The 15,519-nt window shown below is 73.9% G+C and carries 12 protein-coding genes; 5 read left to right on the top strand and 7 right to left on the bottom strand.

Annotation, left to right across the window (positions count from 1 at the left end; translation table 11 throughout):
* Positions 1-23 precede the first annotated feature (23 nt).
* Complete coding sequence (locus ABGB06_RS18680) at positions 24-1,223, top strand: MarP family serine protease (protein WP_347591070.1); 1,200 nt, start codon at positions 24-26, stop codon at positions 1,221-1,223.
* A gap of 44 nt (positions 1,224-1,267) precedes the next feature.
* Here ABGB06_RS18680 and ABGB06_RS18675 read toward each other — a convergent pair whose 3' ends face one another.
* From ABGB06_RS18675 to ABGB06_RS18655, 5 genes are all read right to left on the bottom strand, one after another.
* Positions 1,268-1,456 carry a hypothetical protein gene (locus tag ABGB06_RS18675; protein ID WP_347590747.1) on the bottom strand — a complete coding sequence of 63 codons (189 nt, stop codon included), beginning with the start codon at positions 1,454-1,456 and terminating at the stop codon, positions 1,268-1,270.
* A gap of 217 nt (positions 1,457-1,673) precedes the next feature.
* On the bottom strand, positions 1,674-2,609 hold the full coding sequence (locus ABGB06_RS18670) for an alpha/beta hydrolase (protein ID WP_347590745.1): 936 nt from the start codon (positions 2,607-2,609) through the stop codon (positions 1,674-1,676).
* Positions 2,606-3,100, bottom strand: coding sequence for a phage holin family protein (locus tag ABGB06_RS18665; protein ID WP_347590743.1), 495 nt, complete (start codon positions 3,098-3,100; stop codon positions 2,606-2,608). The genes ABGB06_RS18670 and ABGB06_RS18665 overlap by 4 nt, the downstream gene beginning before the upstream one ends.
* A 173-nt stretch (positions 3,101-3,273) precedes the next feature.
* Positions 3,274-5,235 (bottom strand): acetate--CoA ligase, encoded by a 1,962-nt coding sequence (acs, locus tag ABGB06_RS18660; RefSeq protein ID WP_347590741.1) that lies wholly within the window; start codon positions 5,233-5,235, stop codon positions 3,274-3,276.
* 180 nt (positions 5,236-5,415) lie between these two features.
* Complete coding sequence (locus ABGB06_RS18655; protein WP_347590739.1) at positions 5,416-7,839, bottom strand: SulP family inorganic anion transporter; 2,424 nt, start codon at positions 7,837-7,839, stop codon at positions 5,416-5,418.
* A 296-nt stretch (positions 7,840-8,135) separates the two neighbouring features.
* Here ABGB06_RS18655 and ABGB06_RS18650 point away from each other — a divergent pair, with 296 nt between their 5' ends.
* Positions 8,136-9,503 (top strand): hypothetical protein, encoded by a 1,368-nt coding sequence (locus ABGB06_RS18650; RefSeq protein ID WP_347590737.1) that lies wholly within the window; start codon positions 8,136-8,138, stop codon positions 9,501-9,503.
* Here ABGB06_RS18650 and ABGB06_RS18645 read toward each other — a convergent pair.
* A complete protein-coding gene (locus ABGB06_RS18645) occupies positions 9,500-10,501 on the bottom strand; it encodes an ATP-binding protein (RefSeq protein WP_347590735.1) in 1,002 nt (333 codons plus the stop codon). The genes ABGB06_RS18650 and ABGB06_RS18645 overlap by 4 nt on opposite strands.
* Positions 10,502-10,612: 111 nt before the next feature.
* Here ABGB06_RS18645 and ABGB06_RS18640 point away from each other — a divergent pair, with 111 nt between their 5' ends.
* Positions 10,613-11,461 carry an oxidoreductase gene (locus ABGB06_RS18640; protein WP_347590734.1) on the top strand — a complete coding sequence of 283 codons (849 nt, stop codon included), beginning with the start codon at positions 10,613-10,615 and terminating at the stop codon, positions 11,459-11,461.
* A gap of 331 nt (positions 11,462-11,792) precedes the next feature.
* On the opposite strand, the gene ABGB06_RS18635 is transcribed toward ABGB06_RS18640, so the two are convergent.
* Positions 11,793-12,644 (bottom strand): HAD family hydrolase, encoded by an 852-nt coding sequence (locus ABGB06_RS18635; protein ID WP_347590732.1) that lies wholly within the window; start codon positions 12,642-12,644, stop codon positions 11,793-11,795.
* Between the two features lie 381 nt (positions 12,645-13,025).
* Here ABGB06_RS18635 and ssd point away from each other — a divergent pair, with 381 nt between their 5' ends.
* Together ssd and ABGB06_RS18625 are read left to right on the top strand one after the other, a co-directional pair.
* Entirely contained in the window at positions 13,026-14,099 is a 1,074-nt protein-coding gene (gene ssd / locus ABGB06_RS18630; protein ID WP_347590730.1) for a septum site-determining protein Ssd, read from the top strand.
* Positions 14,096-15,469 (top strand): TadA family conjugal transfer-associated ATPase, encoded by a 1,374-nt coding sequence (locus ABGB06_RS18625; protein WP_347590728.1) that lies wholly within the window; start codon positions 14,096-14,098, stop codon positions 15,467-15,469. Before ssd ends, ABGB06_RS18625 begins: the two co-directional genes overlap by 4 nt.
* Positions 15,470-15,519: the final 50 nt, after the last annotated feature.

Below are 15,519 nucleotides of genomic sequence, written 5' to 3'. Positions count from 1 at the left end.
GAGAGTCTTAGGGCGTGACGGGCATGAACGCGCTCGACGTCCTGCTGTTGTTCGCCGCCGTGTGGTTCGCGGTCGTGGGCTACCGGCAGGGCTTCGTCGTCGGCATGCTCTCGGTGGTCGGCTTCGTGGGCGGCGGGCTGGGTGCGGTGTACCTGCTGCCGCTGGTGTGGAACGAGGTCGGCGCCGGCAGCGCGCCGGGCACCGCGGGCGCCGTCGCGGCGGTGCTCGTGGTGATCCTCTGCGCCTCGGTGGGGCAGGCGCTCACCACCCATCTGGGCAACCGGCTGCGCGAGCGCATCACCTGGTCCCCGGCCCAGGCCCTGGACGCCACCGGGGGCGCGCTGGTCAACGTGCTGGCGATGCTGCTGGTCGCCTGGCTGATCGGCTCGGCGCTGGCCACCACGACGCTGCCCACCATCGGCCGTGAGGTGCGCGGTTCCCGGGTGCTGCTCGGTGTCTCCCAGGTGGTGCCGGAGCGGGCCAACACGTGGTTCACCGACTTCAGCTCGATCCTCACGCAGCAGGGCTTCCCGCAGGTCTTCTCGCCGTTCGCCGGCGAGTCGATCACCGAGGTGCCGCCGCCCGACCCGTCGCTGACGGACGACGCCGCCGTCGCCGCGGCGCGGGAGTCCGTCGTCCGGGTCGTGGGCACCGCGCCGGACTGCGGAAAGGTGCTGGAGGGCACCGGTTTCGTCTACGCCGAGGACCGGGTGATGACCAACGCGCACGTGGTCGGCGGCGTCGAGGAGCCCACGGTCCAGATCGGCGGCGAGGGGCGGGTCTACCCGGCGCAGGTGGTGCTCTACGACTGGGAGCGCGACGTCGCCGTGCTCGACGTGCCCGACCTGGACGCGCCGGCCCTGGAGTTCGCCTCGGGCGACGCGGACAGCGGGGACGACGCGGTCCTCGCCGGTTTTCCGGAGAGCGGCCCGTACGACGTACGCCCCGCGCGGGTGCGCGACCGTTTCGACGCCAACGGACCCGACATCTACCGCCGGGGCACGGTGAGCCGCGACGTCTACTCCCTGTACGCGACGGTGCGCCCGGGGAACTCGGGCGGCCCGCTGCTCACGCCGGACGGCGAGGTGTACGGGGTGATCTTCGCCAAGTCACTCGACGACGGCAGCACCGGATACGCGCTGACCGCGGACGAGGTGCGGGAGACCGCCGAGCGGGGACGCGCCGCCGACCGACCGGTGGACAGCCAGGCGTGCGCGATGTGAGTCCGGCGCCGGAAGCGCCGGTCGGGCGACGAGGAGTCGCGCCGTCAGCTGCGTGGGTGTCGGAGGCGGACGCCTACCCATCGCGCTCGGCGGCGGAGGATATCGGGGAACCCGATGTGCGGATCCGGCCCGGGGCCTGCCTGCATGCGCCGCATCGCGCGCTGTCCCCGGGCGGCGGCGCCATTGCCGCTTCGATCACGTGCCACGTCACGGTAGTCGTGCGTCCAGCCCATATCTCGTCCCTGCCCCTGGTCCAAGGTCAGTAACCACCCAGCTGGGAAGTCGGTTGGCCTATGCGGCAGGCACATGACATGGCACGCCCTGTGTATCCCCGGGGTGCGTCGGCGGCGTTCTGGTCTGGACCAGTGGCGCCACCAGCGGCGGAGTCGGCCCGCCTCCGCGGCGAGTTCGAGGCGAGGCCGGGGCGCGGCCCGTAATGAGACCGGGCCGCTAGCGGTCTGGCTCGGGATCGCGGAGCCAGTCGATGAGCTCGCCGCTGAACGCGACCGGGTCCTCCTCGTGCGGGAAGTGCCCGAGGCCGTCGAACAGCCGCCAGCGGTAGGGCGCCTCGACGTACTCGCCGGACCCGGCGGAGCTGCGGGTGCGCATCACCGGATCGAGCGAGCCGTGCAGGTGCAGCGTGGGCACCAGCACCGGGCGCTTCATCCGCCTGTTGAACTGCACGCCGTCCGGCCGGGCGATCGAGCGGATCATCCAGCGGTAGGGCTCGATGGAGCAGTGCGCGGTGGAGGGGATGGCCATCGCCCTGCGGTAGACCTCCACGTCCGCCGGCTCCGGCTGCCGCGGCCCCGACCAGGCCCGCAGCAGCCGGCCGACGGCGGCGGCGTCGTTCGCCACCAGCTGCCGCTCGGGCAGCCACGGGCGTTGGAAGCCCCAGATGTGGGCGCTCGCCGCGGCCTGGTGCGGGTCGCTCAGCAGCGAGGAGCGCCAGTTGCGCGGGTGCGGCATCGAGGCGACGGCCAGCCGGCGGACCAGCTTGGGCCGCATCACCGCGGCGGTCCACGCGAGATACCCGCCCAGGTCGTGGCCGACGAGCGCGGCGTCGGGCTCGCCCAGCGAACGGATCACGCCCGTCACGTCGAGCGCGAGGTTGGCCGGGTCGTAGCCGCGGGGCGTCCGGTCGGAGCCGCCGACACCGCGCAGGTCCATGGCGACGGCGCGGTATCCGGCGTCGGCCAGCGCGGTCAGCTGGTGCCGCCAGGTCCACCAGAACTGCGGGAAGCCGTGCAGCAGCAACACCAGCGGCCCGTCACCGAGCTCCGCGATGTGGAACCTGGCGCCGTTCGCCGCCACGTCGCGGTGGGTCCACGGGCCCTCCCGAAGGATGACCGAGGACCGCGCGCCGGAATGGTCGCCGGCGGTCATGCCCGCGGGCCCGCCTTGGCGGCCGGGGCCCGGTCCGCGGGCGCCGCTCCGTCGGGTCCCGCGGCCACGGCCACGGAGCCGTCGCCGTTGCGCGGCCGGGGCCGGACGTTGGACAGCACGCCTGCCGACTCCCGCGCGGACTGCATGCTGCGGGCCGGCGGCGAGATGTGACCGAACCACACCTTCGCCATCAGCCCGAGCAGCGCGGCGAGCACCACGTACAGGCCCCCGACGATGACGCAGGCGACGGCGAGCGGGATGTCCCACCAGTTCCGCAGCCAGAACGCCAGGCCGAAGCTGAACAGCGGCACCGCGAACAGCACGAGCACGCCCGCGATGCTGCCGGCGAGGCTGCCGAACACGGCGCGTTTCACGTCCTGCCGGATCTCGGCCTTGGCCAGCGCGATCTCGTCGTGCACCAGCGCCGACAGATCGGTGGTGGCCGATGCGACCAGCTCTCCGAGACTGCGCCCCTCGTCGGCTGCGCTCATCGCGTTCTCCCTCTTCCCTCTCCCGTGAGAGCCGTTGCCCCCTGGTGCACGTGACAGTAGTGGGACGCTGGCGGCGCGTCAGTCGTTGACACCGCACCATCGCTCTGGGGAGTGACGAGGCAGATTTTATCGGGGACGCGTCCCGGCTCTACCGGGGACGCGTCCCGATCCGATCACTCCTCACTGGCCGCGGTCGGAAGCTTCGTCTGGATGAGATCCATCACCGAGGAGTCCGTCAACGTCGTCACGTCGCCCAGTTCACGGTTCTCCGCGACGTCCCGCAGCAGCCGGCGCATGATCTTTCCGGAACGGGTCTTGGGCAGCTCGTCGACGGCCAGGATCCGCTTCGGCTTGGCGATCGGGCCCAGCTCCTTGGAGACGTGCGCGCGCAGCTCCTCCACCAGGCCCTCCTCCTCTTCCGAGCCGCCGCGCAGGATGACGAAGGCGCAGATGGCCTGCGTGGTCTGCGGGTCGGTGGCGCCCACGACGGCGGCCTCGGCGATCTTGGGGTGCGAGACCAGCGCCGACTCCACCTCGGTGGTCGAGATGTTGTGCCCGGAGACGAGCATCACGTCGTCGACCCGGCCGAGCAGCCAGATGTCGCCGTCCGCGTCCTTCTTCGCGCCGTCACCCGCGAAGTACCTGCCGGGGAAGCGCGACCAGTACGTGTCGAGGAAGCGCTGGTCGTCGCCCCAGATGGTGCGGAGCATGGACGGCCACGGCTCGGTCAGCACCAGGTACCCGCCGGAGCCGTCGGGCACCTCGTTGCCGTCGTCGTCCACCACCGTGGCGCTGATGCCCGGCAGCGGCACCTGGGCGGAGCCCGGCTTGGCGTCGGTGACGCCGGGCAGCGGGCTGATCATGGCGCCGCCGGTCTCGGTCTGCCACCAGGTGTCCACCACGGGCGTCCGGTCGCCGCCGATGTGCTTGCGGTACCAGATCCACGCCTCCGGGTTGATCGGCTCGCCGACCGAGCCGAGGATGCGCAGGCTGGAGAGGTCGAACGAGGCGGGGATGTCGTCGCCCCACTTCATGCAGGTGCGGATGGCGGTCGGCGCGGTGTAGAGGAGGGTGACGCCGTACTTCTGCACGATCTCCCACCACCGGCCGTTGTGCGGGGTGTTGGGCGTGCCCTCGTAGAGCACCTCGGTCGCGCCGTTGGCCAGCGGCCCGTACACGATGTACGAGTGGCCGGTCACCCAGCCGACGTCCGCGGTGCACCAGTAGACGTCCGACTCGGGCTTGAGGTCGAAGACGGCGTGGTGGGTGTACGCGACCTGGGTGAGGTAGCCACCGGAGGTGTGCAGGATGCCCTTGGGCTTCCCGGTGGTGCCCGAGGTGTAGAGGATGAACAGCGGGTGCTCGGCGTCGAACGCCTCGGGCGTGTGCTCATCGGGCTGGCGCTCCGTCGCCTCGTGCCACCAGAGGTCGCGCCCGTCCGTCCACGGGATGTCCTGCCCGGTGCGCCGCACCACCAGCACGGTGCGCACCCGCGCGGCGCCGGGGCGGGTCAGCGCCTCGTCCACCGCGGGCTTCAGCGCGGACGGGGCGCCGCGCCGGTATCCGCCGTCGGCGGTGATGACGACGCGGGCGTCGGCGTCCTCGATGCGGGTGGCCAGCGCGTCGGCGGAGAAGGCGCCGAACACCACCGAGTGCGGGGCGCCGATCCGGGCACAGGCCAGCATCGCGACCACGGTCTCGGGAAGCATCGGCATGTAGATGGCGACCCGGTCGCCGGTCCCCACGCCGAGCTCGGTCAGCGCGTGCGCCGCGCGGGACACCTCGCGCTGCAGCTCGGCGTACGTCAGCGTGCGGGAGTCGCCCGGCTCGCCCTCGAAGTGGATCGCGACCCGGTCACCGTGCCCGGCCTCGACGTGCCGGTCCACGCAGTTGTACGCGACGTTCAGCCGGCCGTCGGCGAACCACTTGGCGAAGGGCGGATTCGACCAGTCCAGCGTCTGGGTCGGCTCCGTCTCCCAACTGAGCCGGCGCGCCTGCTCCGCCCAGAAGCCCAGCCGGTCCGCCGCGGCGGCCTCGTACGCCGCCGCGGTGACATTGGCGTCGGCGGCCACCTCTGCGGGGGGCGCGAACCTCCGCTCCTCCGTCATGAGGTTGGCCAGGCTCTCGTTGCTCACGACATCTCCCCTGCGGTGCGGTGGTGTCAGCTGCTCCCACAGCACAGCCCATCAGCCTGGCGATCCTTTGACAAGGGCAACGGCGCCCCTGGTGTAGACCTCTACCGCCGAACGGCGGTGCCACCGCGCCGGACGGCCGGACGGTGCGCCGAACGGCGGACAGAGGTGCCTCGCGAACTCTCAGGCCTGAGGGGAGCCCGCCAGCACGCCCGGCTCGTGCGGCAGGTGGGCGGGTGCCCCGCCCGGCAGGTCCTCCGGCAGCACCGCGCGGAACTCCGGCGCCGGCCCGTCGCCCCGGCCCAGCACGTACGCCTGGGCCTGACCGACGTGGAAGTACATGCCGCGCAGCTCCAGCGAACCGTCCGCCAGCCGCTGGGCGACGCACTCGTGCCGGGCCAGGTGGTCGAGCTGCTGCACCACGTTGGTCAGCGCCAGCGCCTCCAGCGGGTCGGTGACCGGGCGCCCGTCCAGCAGCGGCACCGCGTCGCCGAGGGCGACGAGCCGCGCGGCGCTGGACCGGGCGTGCCGCAACCACCGCTCCAGCGGGCCGCCGACGACGGCGCTCCGGGTGCCCGGGGTGGCGGCTCCCGCGGGGTCGGCGGGCGCCGAGGCGGCGTGCAGGGCCTGCATGGCGCCGCACCCGGAATGCCCGCACACGGTGATGGTCGTCACCCGCAGCACGTCCACCGCGTACTCGATGGCGGCGGCCACCGAGTCGTCGGCGCTCTCGGTGCCCGGCAGCGGTACGAGGTTCCCGATGTTCCGCACGGTGAAGAGGTCGCCAGGACCGCTCGAGGTGATCATGCTGGTCACCAGCCGGGAGTCGGCGCAGGCCAGGAACAGCTGCCCGGGACGCTGCCCCTCCTCCGCCAGCCGCGCCAGCTCACCGCGCACCAGCGGCGCGGTGGTCCGCTGGAAGTTCCGCACGCCGCCGAGCAGCTGGTCGTGACGGGTGTCGGGGGCGCCGCCCTGCGGCGGAACGTCCGTCGCGGTGCCGGACGCCGGCGGTGCGAGGGCGGCGGAGACCGGCGCGGTGCAGTGGTGGTCGCGCCACGGCTGCCAGGGGCGGCAGCGGTGCGCGGTGTCCGGCTCGCCCGCCGCCTCCCAGGCCCACGGGGCAGGGGAGGCGGCCCCGCGGCCCGTCCGGTCGGTGATCTCCACCGGCGCCCCGTGTGCCGAGTGCGCCGCGCGCCAGTCGTGCAGCGTCTCGAAGGCGGCGTGGTCGGTGAAGGTGCCGTGCAGCTCGACCACCGCAGGCGCGCCCTCGGGCACCTCGGTCAGCGCCCGGCTCAGCCGGGGCACCGCCAGGAAGGTCAGCTGTCCCTCGACCCTGACCTGGTGCGTGCCGTCGGGGAGCCGTGCGTGTCGGATCCGGGTGTGGCCGAGCCGGTGCATCGCGACGGCGACGGCCACGGCGATGCCGATCGCCACCCCCTCCAACACGCCGAGCAGCGCGGTGCCCAGCGCCGTGGCCGCGTACACCAGCACCTCGCGGTGACGGGTGACGGTGCGGATATGCGTCAGGCTGACCATCTGGATGCCGACGACCATCACCAGGGCGGCGAGCGCGGCCAACGGGATCAGCTCCAGCAGACCGACCAGCAGACCGGCGGCGAGCAGCACCCACAGGCCGTGCAGCAGGGTGGAGCCGCGGGTGACGGCGCCGGCCGCCACGTTCGCCGAGCTGCGCACCGCGACGCCGGTGATCGGCAGGCCGCCGAGCAGTCCGGAGACCACGTTGGCCGCGCCCTGGCCGCGCAGCTCCCGGTCGAGATCCGCGCGCGGCACCCGAGGGCCGCCGGCCCGCTGCCGCAGCGTGGCCAGCTTGTCCACGGCGACGGCGGAGAGCAGCGACTCGACGCTGGCCACCAGCGTGATGGTGAGGACGGCGGCGAGCAGCCCCAGCACCGGTCCGTCCGGCAGGTCGGGCAGCGCGTGGCTGGACCAGGACGGCAGGTCCACGCCGGGCAGGCGCACGCCGGCGAACGAGCCGAGCGCCGTGGCGAGGGCGGTGGCCAGTGCCACGGCGACGAGCGCGGCGGGCGCCGTCCGGCGTACGACGGCGCCGGCCGGTATCCACCCGGGCAGCCGGGGCCAGAGCAGCAGCACCGCGATGGTCAGGCCGGCGACGGCCAGGCCGCCCGGGTGGATATCGGCCAGTCGCTCGGGCAACCGCGCGAGATTGTCCAGCGCCGAGCTCTCCGCGCTGCCGCCGAGCACGATGTGGGCCTGGGCGAGCGCGATGGTCGCCCCGATGCCGGCCAGCATGCCGTGCACGATGGCCGGGCTGACGGCGAGCGCGGACCGCGCCACCCGGAGCACGCTGAGCGCCAGTTGTGCGAGGCCGGCCAGGGCCGTGATGGCGCACGTCGTGCGCCATCCGTACTGGTGGATCAGCTCGGCCGTGACCACGGTGAGGCCGGCGGCGGGACCGCTGACCAGCAGCGGCGCGCCGCCCAGCGAGCCGGCGACGAGCCCGCCGACCGCGGCGGCCACGAGTCCCGCCTGGAGCGGGGCGCCGGTGGCCAGGGCGATGCCCAGGGACAGGGGGAGGGCGATGAGGAAGACCGTGATGGAAGCGGACAGGTCGGCGCGGCGAGACATGGTCGGCTCCGTCCTTGGAGTCGTGGGGAGTCGTGGGGGGAGGGCCCAGACAGGAAGGTCCCTGCGGAGATCACTGCGCGATGATCACTGTACGTAACGCTATGACTACTCTCAAGTGCCGGTAAATGAAGAGTAATGCCACGTAAAGCCCAGCTCTAGACCCAAGTCCCTCTAACCAACAGAAGTCCACCGATTGAGTGAATTAATCATTTAAACAGCTTGTCTTACTTCTCTCTTTGCTTCTCATATCGGAGTTTTGTCCGGATACCCCGACGAGCGAGAGAGAAGGAGGACCGATGGCGGTCGCACGCAGACGGTCCGTGGCGGGATGGGGGGCGTTCGCCGCCCTGACCGCGCTGGGCCTGGTCAGCACCTCCTGTGCCGGCCCCGGCGCCTCGGACGTCCCCGCGCCCGAACCCCCCGTGGGCGCGGAACCCCAGGAGGCCCCCGAACAGGCGCTGCCGCGGCTGATCGGCGACGGGTCGACGGCCTACACCGGCGCCCAACCGGGCCAGGAGCACCCCGAGGCGAGCCAGCTCGCGCCCGGCGAGGAACCGCCGCAGTTCGTCGTCTTCTCCTGGGACGGGGCGGGCGAGGACGGCTCCGAACTCTTCGCCCGGTTCCGGGAGCTCGGCCGCGAGTACGACGCGGACATGACCTACTTCCTCTCCGGCGTCTACCTGCTCCCCGAGGACGAACGCGCGCGGTACCAGCCGCCGGGACATCCCCCCGGCTCCTCCGACATCGGCTACCTCAGCGACGAGCACATCGCGGACACCCTGGAACAGCTGCGCCTGGCCTGGCTGGAGGGCAACGAGATCGGAACCCACTTCAACGGCCACTTCTGCGGGCCGACCGGCGTGGCCAGCTGGTCCCCCGAGGACTGGAAGTCGGAGACGGAACAGGCCACCTGGATCGTCGAGAACTGGAAGACCACCACCGGCTTCGCCGACCTGCCGCCGCTCCCGTTCGACTACGACCAGGAGTTGGTCGGCGGGCGCGCGCCCTGCCTGGAGGGCCAGGACAACCTGCTCGCCGCCGCCGCGGACATGGGCCTGCGCTACGACTCCAGCGGCAACGGCCTCCAGGTCTGGCCCGGCAAGCGGCACGGCGTCTGGGACATCCCGCTGCAGTCGGTGCCCATGCCGGGCCGGGAGTTCGAGACGCTCTCCATGGACTACAACTTCATGGTCAACCAGTCGGGCACCGCCAACGGCGACCCCGCGATGTACCCCTACTGGGAAGCCCAGATGCGCGACGGGCTGCTGGCTGCCTTCGACCGCGCCTACCACGGCAACCGCGCACCGCTGGTCGTCGGAAACCACTTCAACGCGTGGAACGGCGGGATCTACATGGACGCCGTCGAGTCCGTGATCAAGGAGCTGTGCCCGCGCGAGGACGTGCAGTGCGTGTCGTTCCGGCAGCTGGTGGACTGGCTGGACGCCCAGGACCCCGAGGTGTTGGAACGGCTGCGCACCCTGGGCGTCGGCGAGCCGCCCCCCGGCGGCTGGGACACCTTCCTGCGCGAGGGTGCGCCCGCCACGCCCGAGGCCGGTGGCGCGGCGGACGGTTCGGGGACGGCGGGAGCGCCGGCCCCGGAGCCGGCCCCCGCCCAGGGCGCGACCGGCCAGTGGGCCGCGCCCCTCGCTCCCCCGGCGCCCTAAGCCGGCTGCGGGCTCGCCTCGGCGGCCCGGGTGGCCGGCTCGCGGAGCACGAAGCCGGGGTCCACCTGGGCCGCCAGGTCCTCGCCGGTCCGCTCGTTCCCCCAGCTCGTGGCGTTCTTCAGGTGGAAGTGCACCATCTGCCGGGTGTACCGCTCCCAGTCGCGCAGCGGGTACGTCGCCACGGCGGCCTGGCGCACCGTGTCCAGCGCCCGCCGCACCGGCTGCTCCAGCTCCTCGAACGGCCGCTGGGCGCCGCGCTCCAGCGCCCGCACCCAGTCCGACTGGCCGAGCGTCACCAGCAGGTCGTCGCCCACCCGGTCGCGCAGGAACGCCACGTCCTCCGGCCCCTGCACCTTGTTCCCCACCACCCGCAGGGCGACGCCGAAGTCCTCCGCGTACTCGCGGTACTGGCGGTAGACCGATACGCCCTTCCTGGTCGGCTCGGCGACCAGGAAGGTCATGTCGAAACGGGTGAACAGGCCGGAGGCGAAGGAGTCGCTGCCGGCCGTCATGTCGACCACGACGAACTCGTCCCGCCCGTCGACCAGGTGATTCAGCAGCAACTCCACGGCGCCGGTCTTCGAGTGGTAGCACGCCACCCCGAGGTCGGCCTCCGTGAAGGGGCCGGTGACCAGCAGCCGCGCGGCGCCACCGTCCAGCGGAACCGGACGCGCGCACGCGTCGAAGATCGGATTGTCTTCTGAAAGCCGCACCAGGCGCGAGCCGGCGCCCGGCGGCGTGGTCTTGATCATCGCGTCCGCCGAGGAGATCCGCGGATTGTCGCCACGCAGGTAGTCCTTGAGCAGCGGCAGCCGGGCGCCGAGCGGCGGGAGCGCGGCGGCATCCTCCTCGGCGAGGCCCAGCGCGACCCCGAGGTGCTGGTTGATGTCGGCGTCCACGGCGGTCACCGGGGCGCCCGAGGCGACGAGATGACGAACGAACAACGAGGACAGCGTGGTCTTGCCGCTGCCACCCTTCCCTACGAAAGCGATCTTCATGTTCAATAGCGTAGTGGCGTCGGATGAGCAGATGTGCGCGTGCCGTTCGAGAATCCACTCGAACGTGGAGGCGACCGCCGGCCGGAAGGCCGACCCGCCTAGGCTTCCGACATGACCGTCCCCGCCCGACCCCCCGGCTCGGACGCCGATCCGCTGACGCCGCTGGCCGAACTTCCCGGCGTCCCCGCGGCGATCGACGCCGCGCGGACCACCGTGGACCGCCTCTACCGGCACCGGATGATGCGTCGCAGGCACCCCGAGGTGGCCGCCGAGGCGGCGTTGCGCGGCGCCCGCGCCTCGGCCGCGCTCGCCGGTGCCGACTGGGGACTCGAGGAGGTCCGGCGGCGGAGCGACTTCGGCGGCGACCCGGCGGCCCGCACCGTGGGCGCGGCGTTGCGGATGACCGCCGAGACCGGGGAGTTGGTCGGCGTGTGGCGCGGCTCGCCGCTGCGGGTCCTGGCCCGGCTGCACCTGCTCGCCGCCGGCGGGACGGCGGCGGACCCGGTGGGCCGGCCGCGGCGGGCCGGCGAGCCCGTGACCGAGGAGGGGCTGCCGGCCGAGCTCGGCGCGGTCCCGGACGCCGGCGAGGTGGCGGCCCGGCTCGACGCGCTGGCCCGGCTGGTCGTGGGCGGCTCGTCCGCGCCCGCGCTGGTGACGGCCGCGGTGGTGCACGGCGAGCTGCTGACGCTGCGTCCGTTCGGCGCGCACAACGCGCTGGTGGCGCGGGCGGCCGAACGCGTCGCCCTGGTCTCCGGCGGGCTCGACCCCAAGGCGGTCGCCCCCGCCGAGGTCGGGCACGCGGAACGCGGGGCGTCCGCGTACGGTCGGGCCCTCGCGGGCTATGCCTCGGGCACCCCGGCGGGCGTGGCGGCGTGGATCGAGCACTGCGCGGCGGCGGTGGCGCTCGGCGCGCGGGAGTCGACGGCCGTCTGCGAGGCGTTGCAACGCGGCGCGGCCTGACGGGCGAACCCGGCCGACACCACTGCTCCGGACACAAATGCGGCGGCACCGCTGGGGTGCCGCCGCGTTGCATGTTCACCGGGTGATCAGGCGTGCACGAGATGAGCCGATCAGGCCGGGACTACTGCCCGTCTCCTGGTGCGGCTGGCCCGGTTGGCGGGTCGGCTACGCGTGGGTGCCCGGTATTCATGCGTCCGGTCCGTGGGGCCGTGGTGAGGGCGGGATCCTCTCGGATGCCGCTGGTCTCGCGGGCCGTTGACTCCTTTGTACTCCTCCCGGACGGCAGGCGAAAGTGCAGCGGCCGGGGGAACAGCACATTTTACTTGCACCGTCAAACACTCAGCTGCCCGGCCACCGGCCGGGCGGCCCTGCGGCGGCTGGCGAACCACACCAGGCCCGCGGCGCCGACCGCGGCGACGATCGCGGCCCCCGCGGCGAGCGCCGGTCGCGGGGGAAGGGAGAAGGCGGGGATCCGCTGCCGCAGCCGCACCGGCCGCTCGAAGGCGAGCACGGGCCAGCCACGCGCCACCGCCTCGCGGCGCAGCGCCCGGTCCGGGTTGACCGCGTGCGGGTGGCCGACGGCCGCCAGCATCGGCACGTCCGTGATCGAGTCGCTGTAGGCGTAGCAGCGGTCCAGGTCGTAGCCCTCGGTCCGGGCCAGTCCGGCTATCGCCTCCGCCTTGGTGGGGCCGTAGGCGTAGTAGTCCACCTCGCCCGTGTAGCAGCCCTCGGCGACCACCATGCGGGTGGCCACCACCCGGTCGGCGCCGAGCAGTTCGCCGATGGGCTCGACCACCTCGGCGCCGGAGGAGCTGACGATCACCACGTCCCGGCCCTCGGCGTGGTGCCGTTCGATCAGCGAGGCGGCCTCGTCATAGATGATCGGATTGACCACCTGGTGCAGGGTCTCCGCCACGATCTCCTTCACCTGGCTCACGTTCCACCCCCGGCAGAGGGCGGAGAGGAACTCCCGCATCCGCTCCGTCTGCTCGTGGTCCGCCCCGCCCAGCAGATAGACGAACTGCGCGTAGGCCGTGCGCAGGACGGCCCGGCGGTTGATCAGCCCGCCCTGGTAGAACGACCGGCTGAAGGTCAGCGCACTTGACCTGGCGATGACCGTTTTGTCCAGGTCGAAGAAGGCGGCCGTGCGCGGTGGGACCGGCGACTGGGGCGGAATTTCCACGAGCCGAGCATACGGGCCAGCCATTCGGCGTACGCTGGGGCGCGTGGGTTTGCCTGAGGAGCCTCTCGGGTACACCATGGAAGTCACGGATCGTTCGCGACCGTGCTAACCCGGTCCGACTCCTCCCCCCCGAGTCGGCCGAGGAAGACGACCCCCGCTCTCCCCCCCGGCGGGGGTCGTCGCATGTCTCCGGCATATGTGCCGACACCCACCCCCAGCTGCGGTCATCACGTCGAGTGACCGATCTTTCCACAGCCCCGGGGTTATCCACAGATTCGGTCCGAGGCCCCCGTTCGCCCACTCGCGGCGTCACCGTGGAACGCGTCCAACCCGATGCGTTCGGTGATCGACCGGATGCGGACCGCGAAGGGGGACGTGCACGTGTCACGGTCCATTCTGATTCTCACGGAGGACGAGGCGCTCCTCGACGACCTGCTGCGCCTGTGCGCCGCGGCCGGGGCCGAGGCGGAGGTGCTGCCGGGCGCCCCGCCGGACGCCGAGCGATGGGCGCGCGCCCCGCTGGTGCTGGTGGGCGACGACCGGGCGGCGGCCCGGCCGGCGCCCGGGCAGTGGCCGGGCCGCCGCCCCGGCGTGCTGCTGGTGGGGCGCGACCTGGACGACCACACCGTCTGGGAGCGGGGCGTGGCGCTCGGCGTCGAGCAGGTGATCCACCTGCCGGACGACGAGCCCTGGCTCGCGGACCGCATCGCGGACGCGGTCGAGGGCCCCGAGCGGCCGGCGCTCACCGTGGGGGTGCTGGGCGGCTGCGGCGGTGCCGGGGCCTCCACCCTGGCCTGCGCCCTGGCGGTCCGCGCGGCCCGGCAGGGACGACGCACCACGCTGATCGACGCCGACCCGCTCGGCGGCGGCCTGGACGTGCTGTTGGGCGGCGAGCGGGAGCCGGGACCGCGCTGGCCCGCGTTCGCCTGCGCCCAGGGGCGGCTGTCGGCCGCCGCGTTGGACGAGTCGCTCCCCCGACCACACGGCGTGAGCCTGCTCAGCTGGGACCGATCCGGGCTGGTGCGGCTGCCGGCCGACGCGATGCGCTCGGTGCTGACCGCCGCGCGACGCGGCGGCGGCGTGGTCGTGCTCGACCTGCCGCGGGCGGCCGACGACGCGGTGTCCGAGGCCCTCGCCTGGCTGGACCTCGGCCTGCTGGTGGTGCCGGGCGAGTTGCGGCCCCTGGCGGCGGCGCGCCAGGTCGTCGGCGCGGCCGGTTCGCAGGTGCGGGACCTGCGGGTGGTGACCCGCATGCCGGGCGGCCGGGGCCTGGCCGGCGCGGAGCTCGCCCGGCTGCTCGGCCTGCCGCTCGCCGGGGAGCTGCCGGAGGAGCCGGGCCTGCCGGCCGCCGCCGAACGCGGCGATCCGCCGGGCCGGGACTCGGGCGGCGTGCTGGCCCGCTTCTGCGACGCGCTGCTGGAGCGCGCCCTGCCCACCCCGGAGGCCGCCGCATGAGCCGGGCATCCGGCCTGGAGCCGGTGCCGCCCCCACTCCCTCACCCACCCTCGGCTCCTGCCGGCCCCGCGGCCGGCTCCCGCCTCCCGTCCGCGCCGCCCGCGTCGGCTCCGTTCCACCGCCCTCCGGCCTGGCCGGGGCCCGCGACCCGGTCGATCCGGCCGGCCCGCCGGCCGCTGCCGGGCGCGCCCGAGCCCTCCCGCCTGCCCGATCTCCCCGAGCTGCTGGAGGCGGTGCGGCTGCGGCTCGCCGAGGAGGGCGCGGAGCCCACGCCCGGCCGGGTGGCGGCGGCGCTGCGCGACCAGGGCCGGCTGCTCGGGGACAGCGCGGTGCTGGCCGTGGTCCGCGCCCTGCGCTCCGAACTGGTCGGCGCCGGGCCGCTGCAGCCGCTGCTGGCCGATCCCGAGGTCACCGACGTCCTGGTGAACCGGCCCGACGAGGTGTGGATGGACCGCGGCCGCGGGCTGGAGCCGGCCGGCGTCCGCTTCCCCGACGTGCCGGCGGTGCGCCGGCTCGCCCAGCGACTGGCCGCGGCGGCCGGCCGCCGCCTGGACGACGCCAGACCCTGGGTCGACGCCCGGCTGCCGGATGGCACGCGGCTGCACGCCGTGCTGCCCCCGGTGGCCGTCGGCTCGCCCTGCCTCTCGCTGCGGGTGGTCAGGCACCGGGCGTTCGCCCTGTCCGAGCTGACCGCGGCCGGCACGGTGCCACCGGGCGGCGAGCGACTGCTGCGGGCCGTGCTCGACGCCCGGCTGTCCTTCCTGGTCACCGGCGGCACCGGCACGGGCAAGAGCACCCTGCTGGCCACGCTGCTCGGCCACGTGCCGCCCGACGAGCGGATCGTGCTGGTCGAGGACTCGGCCGAGCTGCGGCCCGACCACCCACACGTGGTGCGGCTGGAGACCCGGCCGGCCAACCAGGAGGGAGCCGGCCGGATCGAGCTCGGCGACCTCGTGCGCCAGGCGCTGCGCATGCGCCCGGACCGGCTGGTGGTCGGCGAGGTCAGAGGCGCCGAGGCCGCGGTTCTCCTCGGCGCCCTCAACACGGGCCACGAGGGCGGCTGCTGCACCGTGCACGCCAACGCCGCCTCGGACCTGCCCGCGCGGCTGGAGGCGCTGGGCATCGCCGCCGGACTCCCTCGCGCGGCGCTGCACAGCCAGCTCGCCGCGGCCGTGTCCGTGGTGCTTCATCTGGCCAGGGACCGGGACACCGGCCTGCGCCGGATCGCCGAGGTGCACGTCCTGGAGCGGGACGACGCCGGCCTGGTGCGGACCGTGCCGGCCGCCCGCTGGTCCCTCGGCGGGTTCTCCAGGGAGCGTGGCTGGCCGCGTCTCGCCGAGTTGTGCGCCCGGGGCGGTGAGCGGCTGTGACCGGGCAGGGCACGCAGGCCGCCCAGTGCCTGGCGGCCCTGTGCGTGGGC

Source organism: Streptomyces sp. B6B3, assembly GCF_039871525.1.
Lineage (GTDB): Bacteria > Actinomycetota > Actinomycetes > Streptomycetales > Streptomycetaceae > Streptomyces.
The sequence above is the reverse complement of the archived record's forward strand: the minus strand, read 5'-3'. Positions and strand labels throughout refer to the sequence as shown.

Excerpts from the sequence above, each read along its gene's own strand:
- ABGB06_RS18680 (WP_347591070.1), top strand. The coding sequence starts at position 24 with ATGAACGCGCTCGACGTCCTGCTGTTGTTCGCCGCCGTGTGGTTCGCG.
- ABGB06_RS18675 (WP_347590747.1), bottom strand. The coding sequence starts at position 1,456 with ATGGGCTGGACGCACGACTACCGTGACGTGGCACGTGATCGAAGCGGC.
- ABGB06_RS18670 (WP_347590745.1), bottom strand. The coding sequence starts at position 2,609 with ATGACCGCCGGCGACCATTCCGGCGCGCGGTCCTCGGTCATCCTTCGG.
- ABGB06_RS18665 (WP_347590743.1), bottom strand. The coding sequence starts at position 3,100 with ATGAGCGCAGCCGACGAGGGGCGCAGTCTCGGAGAGCTGGTCGCATCG.
- ABGB06_RS18655 (WP_347590739.1), bottom strand. The coding sequence starts at position 7,839 with ATGTCTCGCCGCGCCGACCTGTCCGCTTCCATCACGGTCTTCCTCATC.
- ABGB06_RS18650 (WP_347590737.1), top strand. The coding sequence starts at position 8,136 with ATGGCGGTCGCACGCAGACGGTCCGTGGCGGGATGGGGGGCGTTCGCC.
- ABGB06_RS18645 (WP_347590735.1), bottom strand. The coding sequence starts at position 10,501 with ATGAAGATCGCTTTCGTAGGGAAGGGTGGCAGCGGCAAGACCACGCTG.
- ABGB06_RS18640 (WP_347590734.1), top strand. The coding sequence starts at position 10,613 with ATGACCGTCCCCGCCCGACCCCCCGGCTCGGACGCCGATCCGCTGACG.
- ABGB06_RS18625 (WP_347590728.1), top strand. The coding sequence starts at position 14,096 with ATGAGCCGGGCATCCGGCCTGGAGCCGGTGCCGCCCCCACTCCCTCAC.